Origin of the sequence: uncultured Winogradskyella sp., from assembly GCF_963975125.1 — a bacterium.
Lineage (GTDB): Bacteria > Bacteroidota > Bacteroidia > Flavobacteriales > Flavobacteriaceae > Winogradskyella.
The window spans coordinates 16,076-27,665 of record NZ_CAXBGB010000041.1; the positions used below are offsets into that span (position 1 = coordinate 16,076).

The following is an 11,590-nucleotide window of genomic DNA, read 5'->3' on the forward strand; positions in this document are numbered from 1 at the left end:
TTTATCCTATAAATTTATACTGAAACGCTAATCTTAACTGACTAGCGTTTTTTTTTGTTCAAAAAAATGACAACCTTTACAAAAAGCCAACAATATGTCTATACTTATTACCAATATCAAACAATTATTACAGGTTCACAATTCTAATATCACTATCGTTAAAGGAGAAGCTATGAAAACACTTCCTATAATAGAAAACGCATATCTCTATATAGAGCATGATACGATCATTGAATATGGTGAAATGAAAGACTGTGAAGGTATTGAAGCCGAAACCACAATTGATGCAACTGGCAAACTAGTATTACCTTCTTGGTGCGATTCTCATACACATATAGTATATTCTGGTGATAGAACTTCAGAGTTCGTAGATCGCATTAATGGTTTAAGTTATGCCAAAATTGCAAAAAATGGTGGAGGTATTTTAAATTCTGCAAAATTACTTCAAGATACAAATGAAGAGGATTTATATAATCAATCTATAAAACGTCTAGATGAACTTATAAAAATGGGAACTGGAGCAGTAGAAATAAAAACTGGTTATGGTTTAACTGTTGAAGCTGAACTGAAAATGCTAAATGTAATAAAACGCATTAAGCAAGATAGTTTGGCGAAAATAATTCCAACATTATTAGCAGCACATGCTATTCCTGAAGCGTATAGACCTAAAAAACAAGATTATATTAAACTGATTACTGAAGAACTCATCCCTAAAGCTGCTGAGTTAAATATTACAAAATATATAGATGTCTTTTGCGAAGAAGGCTACTTTGATATTGAAGATACTGAAGCCATTCTTAAAGCAGGCTTAAAACACAATCTAAGACCTAAAATCCACGTAAATCAATTTAATATTCTTGGTGGTGTAGCATTAGGAGTTAAGCATAACGCTTTATCTGTAGATCATTTAGAAGAATTAAACAATAATGACATAGAGGCTTTAAAAAATAGCGAAACTATTCCTGTTGCTTTACCAGGATGTTCTTACTTTTTAAGCATTCCTTATACACCTGCAAGACAACTCATTGAAGCTGGATTACCTCTTGCCATTGCTACAGATTACAATCCTGGCTCTGCACCAAGTGGTAATATGAATTTTGTGGTCAGTGCTGCATGTGTTAAACTAAAATTAACTCCAGAAGAAGCTATTAATGCGGCAACCATAAATGGTGCTTATGCCATGGGAATTAGCAATATGTACGGTAGTATTACTAGAGGAAAAAAAGCAAATCTCATAATCACAAAACCACTAAACCATTACAGTGAGATTCCTTATGCATTTGCTCATAACCCAGTTGAACAAATTATAATAAATGGGCAACTCTTTAACTAAAAAATCCGAAAGTAAACTTCCAGATTTTTAGCTATCAATCAAATAATCAATTCTTATTTCAATACAAATTCTGAAGAAGAAATTAACTCTTTATCATTAAATACATTTATTTTATAACGTCCGGTTTCAAACTTAGAATCTTCTAATGGTAAAACATATTCACAGATATTCAAGTTTCTGTTCTCATAATTAAATCTACTAATTAGGCTATAGTTTAAAACCTGATCTTCAAATTGCACTTGGTCATTAGCACCTAACACATTGTTCTTAGGATCTATAACTTGTACATATAATTCTTTATCACCAGCTTCGGTAAGCATATTTTTAGCTACAGTAAAGCAAACTTTAATTTTGTCACTTCGTCTTGCTCTCTCCATTGGTATTTGCTTTCCGCTACTTCTCTCAAGAACTCCCATTCCTATTAACCCAACTGTTTGTAATGCTGCTGCATCACTTACAACTGTTGCTAATTCAGTATTCTGCACTAATAAAGAATCTGTAAACAAAGTACGCTCTGCCAATTGCACTTGTGTACTATCTAAAGAAGTCGCTAAGTATTCATTCTCTCCTTTTAAACGGTCGTTCTCTGTTAGTAAAACGTCCATCTCTTCTTGTAAAGACATAAATTTCTTTTTATATCTCCATAAACTATTCACACTATTCTGAGATACTTTTAAAGAATCCATTAAACCTTGAATACGGTCTCTTGCAGCAACTAAATCTTGATTTTTTATTTCACTCTCAGCTATAGCAGCATCATACTCTTTCGCCATATTGTTAAGATCATTCATTACTTGTTGTTTTTCGCTAACCAAGGTTTTTTCAGTTTCTTGTTTATCACTGTAAAGCTTAGAAGCATAAAATGCAGTTCCTAAAAATAAAACTAATAGTATCCCTAATCCAACTTTTAGTCCTGTACTTGTTTTTTGTGAACCTTCCATAATTTGTAAGTTTTTAAGTTATTGTTTTTTATTTATTGTTGAGATCAAAGTAATTAAATAAAACTGTACTTTTATTCTATTATTTTAATTAAATATTCTAATGCAAAATCTCATTTCATTTACGCTTAAAGATCGCGATACACTTTTAAAAGCGCGTAAAGGAGAATCAAAATTTGGAGATCATATTCAGTTAATACCTAACCTCACTAACATATACGATAACATTGTTAATTTAGATGTTGACTTTGTTGTATTTGGTATTTCTGAAGATATTGGTGTTTACGCAAATTACGGAAAAACAGGAGCTTACAAAGCTTGGGACGCAACAATAAAAACTTTATTAAATATTCAAAGTAATAGCCAAACAAATGCTAAACGAGTTTTAATATTAGGTCATTTAGATTATTCGGAAGATAGAAAATTGGTAAAATTAGAGCCTTCAAAGAAAAATATTTCCAAGGCTAGAGCAATCGTAGAATATATTGACAAAGATGTAGCGCATATTGTATCAACAATTATTAAAGCGGGCAAGACTCCAATCATCATTGGAGGTGGTCATAATAACGCTTACGGAAACCTTAAAGGTTGCTCGTTGGCCAATAACGGAAAAGTAAATGTTGTCAACTTTGATGCACATACAGATTTTAGAGCAGAAGAAGGACGACATAGTGGAAATGGATTTAGTTATGCTTTTGCTGAAGGATTTTTGAAAAATTATTTCATCTTCGGACTTCATGAAAATTATACATCAGAAATAGTGTTTAATACCATGAAGAAACTCAAAGGAATTAAATACAATACGTATGAAGCTATTGAAGTTAGAAAAGAATTAGATTTTAATGCTGAATTAGAAATGGCTCTAAACTACGTTTCTGAAAAGAAATTTGGAATTGAAATAGACTGCGATGCTATTGCAAATATGCCGAGTAGTGCAATATCTCCTAGTGGATTTAGTGTAAAACAAGCTAGACAGTTTGTGAATTATTTTGGGCAACATAAAAATGTAAGCTATTTACATATCTGTGAAGCTGCACCAACCAAAAAGACAGAAACTAAGGTTGGCAAACTTATCAGCTACTTAATAACTGATTTTATTAGAGCATATGGCAATTAAGATTATTGATTTTGAAACCAAGTACTCTCAAAATTTCTACGATTTAAATATTGAATGGCTTAAAACCTTTTTTTATGTAGAGCCTTTTGATGAAGAAGTGTTAAGACAACCAAATAAATACATTATTAACAAAGACGGTTTTATTTTCTTTGCGATGATGGAAGATAAAATTGTTGGCACTGTAGCATTAATGCCAACAGGTACAAAAGGAATTTTAGAGCTCACAAAAATGGCTGTGTTGCCTGGGAAACGTGGACAAAATATTGGGCAGCACTTATTACAATATTGCATAGATTTTGGAAAAAGACAGAAATTAAAGGCACTACTCCTCTACTCTAATACTAAATTAGAAAATGCAATCTACCTTTATAGAAAATATGGCTTTATTGAATTACAGCTTGAAAAAGATAGTCCTTATAAACGTAGTGATATAAAGATGGTATTAGACTTTTAATTTTCACTATCAAATTCTAGAAACCTCGTTGAGGTTCACCAATCTTAACGTTTTTAATTCCTTTCAAAAGTAAAATATATTATATTATTAATTTCCTACCGCCTTCAAAGAATCTAATTGACGTTGTAAAGCTTTAATCTTAACTGTATTATCTTCAACTTTAGGAATCGTTTTTAAAGAATCTAAAGCCTGTGCCATTATGTCTTCGTCCTTTGTTTCTTTTTTGTAATAATAACCAATACCTTCACTAGCTCTCCATGCCTCGTTTAATTGACCATAAACCGTTTCTTCCCAAGTACTAGGATGTTTAACATCTATCCAAATTACGTCTCTATACTCACTATCTATCAATACCAAATCTGGTGTTGCAGAGCCATCAAATTGTTGCGCATCAGTATCACTAATAGATGATATTGTTCCTAAGAAAAACATACGTTTTCTCCCAGCAATATCTTTAATATAGGGCCTAAATTCAACAGGTGTACTTGCATTCCAATCGTATTCCTTACGAGATTCTTTAACTTTTAAAGGCATAGCAGAAACACCTGCATAACCCTGTTTTTTAGTTGCATGATCGTAATAATACATTTTATCTGTACCATCAGCAGGAATAAAGACACTATAACTTAAACTGGTACGCTCATCACCTACTGGCTCTAAGCCAAACCACTGATAAAGTCCGCTGTACGCATCTGAATTTGAGCCCGAGAAATCAAAATCTGTAACATAAGGTTGTTGATTTTGATCTTTTGGCATTAATGGAATCTTAACTGCTGTTTCCATATTCCAAGGTAAAGGATCGCTAAATCCACCCAAAAACTTTAAAGATTCTGCTTGCAGTTGAGATACTTTTTCCGATAATGTATTTTGCTTGGTTAAGAAGGGGTAATTTTTAATTTCATCTGGACTTACAAATGTTCCTTTTCCGATTGTTATACGTTCCATATAATCATTAAAATCGTGTTCACCATTATCTATAATCATTACTCCTCCAAAGGTTGGATATGGAAAAAAGAAACCTTTCCATTTAATTAAGCTTACCACTTGTACCCATGCCTCAGAATCGTTTTGCATGTAAAACGTATCACTTGGCTCGTAATTAAAAAGCATCCAAGGATTAAAACGCTGTACTACTGCGTTATATGTGTTTCTACTAAATTTTAAAGATTCACCAATTGAAAAGGTTACTGAAATTCTGTTTTCATTAGAAAACCTTGGGAATGGTGTTGTACTGCTTACAGAAAATACTTCTTCGGTATTATCACTAATACGTTGCATAATGTATTTTTCACTCGGCTGAATTGCCATTGTCCATTTATTCTCCGTACCAATTCTAACTAAATGTGGAAGAGATACATCTTTGGTTTCACCAACACTTTCATTTGCCATTGAGAAAACATTTCGTAACGGTTGAATTCGTTCATTTTGTGTTAATGGCAATTCGTTTATTTCTACTTTATTGAGGCTGTTAAAAACATTGTACGTTTTCATATAATCGTACATTTTATAATGCCAACCAAAAACATAAAGCAATCCGAAAAACACAATCAATAATGCTAAGATACTTAAGCGACTTCCTGTTTTTGATGTTTTTCTAAATTTACGAAGACCAAAAATTAAGACCAGTAAGCTCACTATAATAATAAAGAGATACTTTCTTACAAATAGTAACGCTGGTTGATAATCGTCGCGTAATACAAAGAGTAGTATAAGCAAGATCAACCCAACAATGATGGTTATGGTTTTTTGCTTTTTTCCTTTATTCCAGTATGATTTTATCATTGTATATAATTGTCATTGCGAAGCTGATTTTTTTTCAGCTTTGGCAATCTGTTTGTTATTAGTTATAGTTTCAAATAATGAGATTACTTCGTCATTTTATTCCTCGTAATGACGTATTACATTAGACCTTTATCCTTTAATCGGTCACGTGCACTTTGCTTTTCAACTTCTGGTTTAGAATCAATTTTATTTTCTATTTCTTCTACACTATCAGTATCTTTAGTTTTTAAATCTTCAATAAAATCTTTTCCTTTTTCTACTGCGCCCTCTACCATATCACCAATAGAATCAGTTTTTTCTTCAACAACTTCTGAGGTTTTAATAACAAAATTAGCTAAATAGGTTCCTAAAAGTGTTCCAGCGGCAAAAGATGCAAAAGCAGAAATCCCATTATAACTAGAAAAAACAGGAAGAGGTGTTAAAAACTCAACAATTAAAGCTGCAACTAAAACCAAGCTAACAATAAAAATGATACGTGGTAAAAGTGCCTGTCTGTATACAAACCCTTTTGGATTATCCGCTTTCATTTGCAGATCTTTGCTATTCATTATTTTATTTAAAAACCGATATACACTATTACTGTTAGATTCTCTCCAGTAAAGAAATATTCCGAATAAAATTGCTGCTATAAATATTACGAGTTCTATTCCCATCTTGTTGTATTTAAGGTTCTTATAAAATTAGTCTAAATTTCTCAAATATTGTTACTAATACGTTCTATTACCCAGTCTTTAAAGGAGTCATCCCAAGTCTCATAACTCTTATAAAACTGTTCTTTGTCATACCAATACAGAAAGAGGGTATCTTTTGGTGAAATGTTAATTAATAGCTTATCTATTAAATCGCGATGCTGAGAAGATAATGAAGAATGTGGCTGGTGTAAAGCAAAATATAAGGATTGATCAATGATATTTTCAATTTTAAAAGCATTACTGCGCTCTAGTTTTTCAAGATACAATTCTACACCCATTACTTGTTTACGTGCCTTAATATCAATTTTATTCAGATAGCTTTTAAATAATACTTTATCATTTAAAATATCTTTTATTGGATGCTGTGTATCTTTTAAAAATTGATTGAGTTCAAACTTTTTTATTCTATCGTAATTTGGTGTCTTTACCACAGATTCTAAATTACATTCAATAATAAGATGGTCTTTTAGCTTATCTATTAATTCTGGCTGGGATATATGATATATTAACACATCATGTATTGTATCTTTAATGGCTTCTTTATAAACTTCCTTACTTTCAAAAACTATTATTGGCTTTATAAAATCTCTAAGGAGATAGACTCCACCAAAGGCTCGTGTAAAAAAAGAGCCTGTTGTAAAATGTAAAGGGTGTAGGCTCAAATCTCTGTCGCGTAAATCACCAACGGTATTAGCCGAGTCTAATAATTGTTGATGAATACTTTCATCAATGAAGTTATTATCAGTTCTAAACTTATCTATAAGTTTTAGTTGCTCTTTTTGCTTTTTTTCGAGATTATCAATTAATCGAAATGTGATATTAACATCATCATATTTTAGGATGTCTAAAGGTTCATAAAACACATCGATATCTTGGTCAAAATCAATACAAATTGCCGAATCCCTCGTAATATCATTAATCTTTTGTCCGTGTGTTCTAAAGACATGTTGCATCATTTCTTTATCGAACGAATGAAATGGTAGATATACGGGTTTTCCTTTTTGCAAAGGTGAAATGATGATACCATGCGGATTCGCATCTCCATGATTAAGGTACTGAACATCCTTCTTCTCTAGAGCAACTTCTGGACTCCAACCTACTCCATCAATAGAAAATAATTTGAGTTTAGTTTCAGAAAAGCCGAGTGTTTTTAGGCATTTATTATAACGCTCTACTAGTTTTCCTCTAACAGGAATAAGTTCGCTTTGATATAAGTTTGCTTTTTTTAGTTTTTGCATCTTGTTGCCGCAAAAGCGGTAATCTATTTTTATCTTATTCTAATATATAGGTGTTACAATAACTTATTAATTTGAGTATATTGTAATAGCATAATTGTTTTTGCGTCAATAATCTCTTCATTCTTAATCATTTCAATAGCTTTAGAAAAGGATAGTTCTAATACTTCAATTTCTTCATTTTCACTATCTAATCCTCCTCCTTCATTTATCTTCATTTCATCATTATATTCTGCCACAAACAAGTACATTTTTTCAGTTAACGCACCTGGAGATGTATAAGCCGTAAGTACTTGTTTGGCATTACTTATTTTATACCCAACCTCTTCTTCTGTTTCTCTTATTATGGTTTCTAAAGGATTGTCATTATTATCTATCGCGCCAGCACATGTTTCTATAGACATACCATCGCTATTATCGTTTTCATAGGCTGGCATTCTAAATTGCTTGGTTAAAATCACAGTTCCTTTTACTGTGTTGTATAACAATATTGCTGCACCATTTCCACGATTATAGGTTTCTCTAGATAAACGTTTCCAGTTTCCATTTTTAAATTGGTAATCGTAATTTATTCTATCTAATATTGCCCAATCTTTAGATAGGGTTGTTTTATTTATATTTTTTAGGTTTTGCATTTAACTAACTTCTTTTATCGAACTGTTCTCTTGCCTCTGTTTCAATATTCAACTGGTTAACTCTTGCATCTACTTTCCGTTTAAAGTCTGTATCTGCAATAGTTGCTACATTATCTAAATAGCGTATCACTTCTTGTCTTCTAATATCTGAAAAGTTTAAGCCTTTCATATTTCCTTTCATTAATTCTTGAAGCATATTAAATTTGGTTTCATAATTCTTTTTGAAATACTTATCAGGATTTTCGAACCAATCTTTTTCTAAATCAAAATCGGTTAAACGCAATGAAATTGCCGATTGAATATTACGAACATCTCTCGATGAGAAAAACGGAAATATCTTCTGAATCTCTTTATACAGAGCTGCATAAAACATGTGATCTTCTGCTTCATGAAGTTTTTCAACTTTATCAAAAGTTTCATGAACACGATCTTCTGAAGGTTTTTCAACAGCATTTAGAATTTCTCCCATTGTTTTAGCTAAACCTTGATCTGCTAAATACTTATAGGTTTCCGGATCGTCCATATTTACAAAACCTGGCATGGTGTCTTTCAACTTCTTCCACCATATATAATCTTGATCTACAAAATCGTGCTCTGTACGTGCTCCATCAATTTTAAATCGTCCTTGTACACGAGAAATTACTGCTTTATCTAACATTTCTGGCAAATTGGTAAACAAGCCAATGGAACTGTTACCATAATTAACAGCATAGGCACCTTCTGTGTATCTTAAAAATACTCCAATTACTTCTTTTACACCAGCCGAAACACCTTGTGCTGTTCGTTCTTGTAAATTATTCTCTGCATCATCAATTGGTGCGAAAATTAATTTGGTTGGATCTTGCATAGGTTTCATCCACTCTACCATTTTTTCGGCAGAACCACCTTGAAACGTACTTATTAACGTATCTGGCATTGGGTGAAATAAAAATGGAATGTCTAAATGATCAGAATGTTCTTTCAGTCTCGTTGCAATAGCTGCAATCAACATACTTTTTCCAGTTCCTGGAATTCCATAACCCATAAACACTGGCATAAAACCACCAAGTTCTTGAAACGGATTTTTCTTTGCCTCAAAATCGTAACTCAACATTCGTTCGGTCAATCGACGTCCAAAATGCTTTGCATCTTTGTTTCCAACGATTTGTTCGAATTGAATTTTATTAAATTCAATACTTTTTGCAGTTCCTTGAAATACGTTATCCCAACCAGAAACAGCAAAGTCAGATTTTTCGAGTTTATAAGTTCTATCAACAATAGTTTCTGTATATTCTAAGCTGCTTTTTCGTAATTGAATTTCATCTATTAAAGCCTCAAAATAAACAACTGTAAAATCAATAACATCTTTATCTGATTTGATAATTTCTGGATGCCCCAAATACTTGTCGTAATAAAACAATTGGCACGAAATTCCTTTTAATGGTGTCATAAGCGACACTTCCGGAATACCTGCAAACTTCTGCTTCATCACAGATAAATCATCGGAAGCATGTGGTTTTAAATCGTGCAAGATTTTATAAGCTGTAGCAAACAACATATATGCGGTAGCTGTATGCATTTTACTTTCGTATTCTCGTTTTCCTGAGTTATCTAATGCCGATTTGTTTTCGCTGAGACTAGATAAACCTGACGCATCATAAAAGCTATCCTTAATCCAAATTCCAAGTGTTAATCCTTCTTGGACAGCAAATAAGGTTTGATTTAAATAAATAGGAAGTGCAACCGATTCTGGCAACAATCTCTTTTTTAAAGCTAATATCGTTTTAGATACTGAGGTTACAGCGACGTTACTCCCATTATTGGCGCGTGATAGATACAATAAAATAGATTCATCTTTTCCGTTGTTATCTTTATTTTTAGCACGTTGACTCTGTTCCCATTGAATAGATTTTAAATAGGATGTAGCTTCATCTCGAAGCATATCTAGTTCGTTTTGTTTTATTGGAAAAGTTGAGTTATGTTCCATTTTTTATTTTTTTCGTCATTGTGAATGAAATGAAGCAATCTCTTCCTTTTTGGACAGATAACCACGTCTATTCGTTCCTCGTTATGACGTTACTTATTATTAATAGTCAATTCAGAAATTTGAATAGGACTTTGAGCCAACTTATTCATAATTTCTGGTGTTTTATTGTATAGCAATTGTATAATTCTGTGTGGTGCAAAGACATAGCGTTGCCTGAACATTGCGTCCCATCTTTGAAAGGTTTGTTTGCTAAAAAACCCTCCTTCTTTAAATTCGCTACCAGATTTTAGTTCATCTATTTTAAAAGAAATCGCATAAGACTCTAAAGGAATTTCCTTATTTGCTATGCCTTGTAAAATGGCATGTGTGACTTTGTTTTCGTCTTTAGCAAACACATTATGAATAGGACCTAAATCGACACGTTTTATAAGCTTCGGAAATACTTTAGGCAAGCGTTTGTCTATTCCGTAAGCCATTGTATCTAAAGACATTTTTCTGTCTGCTACTGCTTTTAATATATTATATATTTCGCTTCTCTCCTTAATAGGGTTGCTTCCATCATAATTAAAATACATATAACAAATAAATGGTCTATTGTGAGATACATCATAGAAACTCCAACTTACTAAATACTCTGCAACTGAACCTTCTGGTGCAGTTATAATTTTACCTTGTACAAAACGATTAAAAATATATTCTTTTTTGGCAGATGCATAATATACTATTGAAGCCGCTTGAAAGAGTTTTCGCTTAGCAATTGGTTCTTTCTTTCGCATTAGCGTGTCTAAAAATTCTTCTTTTAAAGTATCTACACCTGTAAGTTTGCCTAAATAGTCTTCGCGTAATTCTAAATCGTTGAATAAATAACGGAACTCTAAGTAATTTGGGAAACTAGAATCCGTTAGATCCACTTTCATGTTTTCTTCTTCGTCGTACATGTATTTTACACGCATGGCTTCGATGGAATACAACAGTAAATCACTGTATTGCTTAAATAACAGTACCTCTTGCTTATTTAGTATTTGCTTTTGTTGTACAGCTACAATAAGTTCTTTGAGAGAAAAATCTATCATTTTGTGATAGAACACGTACTGTTCTTTAGAATCTAATACGGCTGAATCTAATGGTGTAACTATCATTATTTATTATTTAGGACGCTTTCATTAAGAAGTGATATAATTTCTATTGCATTCTTTTTATTGATACCTAAACCAACATTATAGACTTTTTCTGATGTGTTAACACTTACTTTTCCATTTTTTATCACAAAAAACACTCCATATTCAGGATTATTATTAATCGATATTGAGCTAATATTATGAATACTTATTTCTTTCCTATATCCTAAACCAAATAATGTTTTCTTAATTTTCAGAAATTCTTCATTATACTCAATAGTCTCTTTCCCCCAACATGTCCAAAAAAACAAAAAGATAAT

Annotated in this window: 11 protein-coding genes; 3 read left to right on the forward strand and 8 right to left on the reverse strand. The window is 32.0% G+C overall.

The features are described from left to right. Positions 1 to 94: 94 nt before the first annotated feature. Entirely contained in the window at positions 95 to 1,333 is a 1,239-nt protein-coding gene (gene hutI / locus AAC053_RS07715) for an imidazolonepropionase (RefSeq protein WP_339754942.1), read from the forward strand. Between the two features lie 53 nt (positions 1,334 to 1,386). On the opposite strand, the gene AAC053_RS07720 is transcribed toward hutI, so the two are convergent. Further along, positions 1,387 to 2,274, reverse strand: coding sequence for a chromosome partitioning protein ParA (locus AAC053_RS07720; RefSeq protein ID WP_339754945.1), 888 nt, complete (start codon positions 2,272 to 2,274; stop codon positions 1,387 to 1,389). Between the two features lie 100 nt (positions 2,275 to 2,374). Between AAC053_RS07720 and AAC053_RS07725 the strand changes: the two genes are divergently transcribed. Further along, a complete protein-coding gene (locus tag AAC053_RS07725) occupies positions 2,375 to 3,388 on the forward strand; it encodes a formimidoylglutamase (RefSeq protein ID WP_339754947.1) in 1,014 nt (337 codons plus the stop codon). After that, positions 3,378 to 3,842 (forward strand): GNAT family N-acetyltransferase, encoded by a 465-nt coding sequence (locus AAC053_RS07730; protein WP_339754950.1) that lies wholly within the window; start codon positions 3,378 to 3,380, stop codon positions 3,840 to 3,842. The genes AAC053_RS07725 and AAC053_RS07730 overlap by 11 nt, the downstream gene beginning before the upstream one ends. An 87-nt stretch (positions 3,843 to 3,929) precedes the next feature. On the opposite strand, the gene AAC053_RS07735 is transcribed toward AAC053_RS07730, so the two are convergent. The 7 genes from AAC053_RS07735 to AAC053_RS07765 all read right to left on the reverse strand — a co-directional run. After that, complete coding sequence (locus AAC053_RS07735) at positions 3,930 to 5,624, reverse strand: hypothetical protein (RefSeq protein WP_339754953.1); 1,695 nt, start codon at positions 5,622 to 5,624, stop codon at positions 3,930 to 3,932. Positions 5,625 to 5,740: 116 nt separating this feature from the next. Continuing rightward, positions 5,741 to 6,277, reverse strand: a complete 537-nt coding sequence (locus AAC053_RS07740; RefSeq protein WP_339754956.1) for a hypothetical protein — start codon at positions 6,275 to 6,277, stop codon at positions 5,741 to 5,743. 41 nt (positions 6,278 to 6,318) lie between these two features. Next, entirely contained in the window at positions 6,319 to 7,554 is a 1,236-nt protein-coding gene (locus tag AAC053_RS07745) for a DUF6638 family protein (RefSeq protein WP_339754961.1), read from the reverse strand. A gap of 53 nt (positions 7,555 to 7,607) precedes the next feature. Beyond that, positions 7,608 to 8,186: an NUDIX domain-containing protein gene (locus tag AAC053_RS07750; protein ID WP_339754964.1), complete on the reverse strand. Its 579-nt coding sequence runs from the start codon at positions 8,184 to 8,186 to the stop codon at positions 7,608 to 7,610. Positions 8,187 to 8,190: 4 nt separating this feature from the next. Then, the gene (locus tag AAC053_RS07755) at positions 8,191 to 10,152 is read right to left on the reverse strand and encodes an AAA family ATPase (protein ID WP_339754967.1); all 1,962 of its coding nucleotides are present in this window, start codon (positions 10,150 to 10,152) and stop codon (positions 8,191 to 8,193) included. Positions 10,153 to 10,241: 89 nt separating this feature from the next. Beyond that, positions 10,242 to 11,291 (reverse strand): hypothetical protein, encoded by a 1,050-nt coding sequence (locus AAC053_RS07760; RefSeq protein ID WP_339754970.1) that lies wholly within the window; start codon positions 11,289 to 11,291, stop codon positions 10,242 to 10,244. Beyond that, positions 11,291 to 11,590, reverse strand: a 300-nt coding sequence (locus AAC053_RS07765; protein WP_339754972.1) for a hypothetical protein, incomplete at its 5' end; no start/stop codon positions are given. The genes AAC053_RS07760 and AAC053_RS07765, both read right to left, overlap by 1 nt.

Coding starts and splice junctions, on each gene's coding strand:
- AAC053_RS07755 (WP_339754967.1), bottom strand. CDS start 10,152: ATGGAACATAACTCAACTTTTCCAATAAAACAAAACGAACTAGATATG.
- AAC053_RS07725 (WP_339754947.1), top strand. CDS start 2,375: ATGCAAAATCTCATTTCATTTACGCTTAAAGATCGCGATACACTTTTA.
- AAC053_RS07740 (WP_339754956.1), bottom strand. CDS start 6,277: ATGGGAATAGAACTCGTAATATTTATAGCAGCAATTTTATTCGGAATA.
- AAC053_RS07745 (WP_339754961.1), bottom strand. CDS start 7,554: ATGCAAAAACTAAAAAAAGCAAACTTATATCAAAGCGAACTTATTCCT.
- AAC053_RS07735 (WP_339754953.1), bottom strand. CDS start 5,624: ATGATAAAATCATACTGGAATAAAGGAAAAAAGCAAAAAACCATAACC.
- AAC053_RS07720 (WP_339754945.1), bottom strand. CDS start 2,274: ATGGAAGGTTCACAAAAAACAAGTACAGGACTAAAAGTTGGATTAGGG.
- AAC053_RS07750 (WP_339754964.1), bottom strand. CDS start 8,186: ATGCAAAACCTAAAAAATATAAATAAAACAACCCTATCTAAAGATTGG.
- AAC053_RS07760 (WP_339754970.1), bottom strand. CDS start 11,291: ATGATAGTTACACCATTAGATTCAGCCGTATTAGATTCTAAAGAACAG.
- hutI (WP_339754942.1), top strand. CDS start 95: ATGTCTATACTTATTACCAATATCAAACAATTATTACAGGTTCACAAT.
- AAC053_RS07730 (WP_339754950.1), top strand. CDS start 3,378: ATGGCAATTAAGATTATTGATTTTGAAACCAAGTACTCTCAAAATTTC.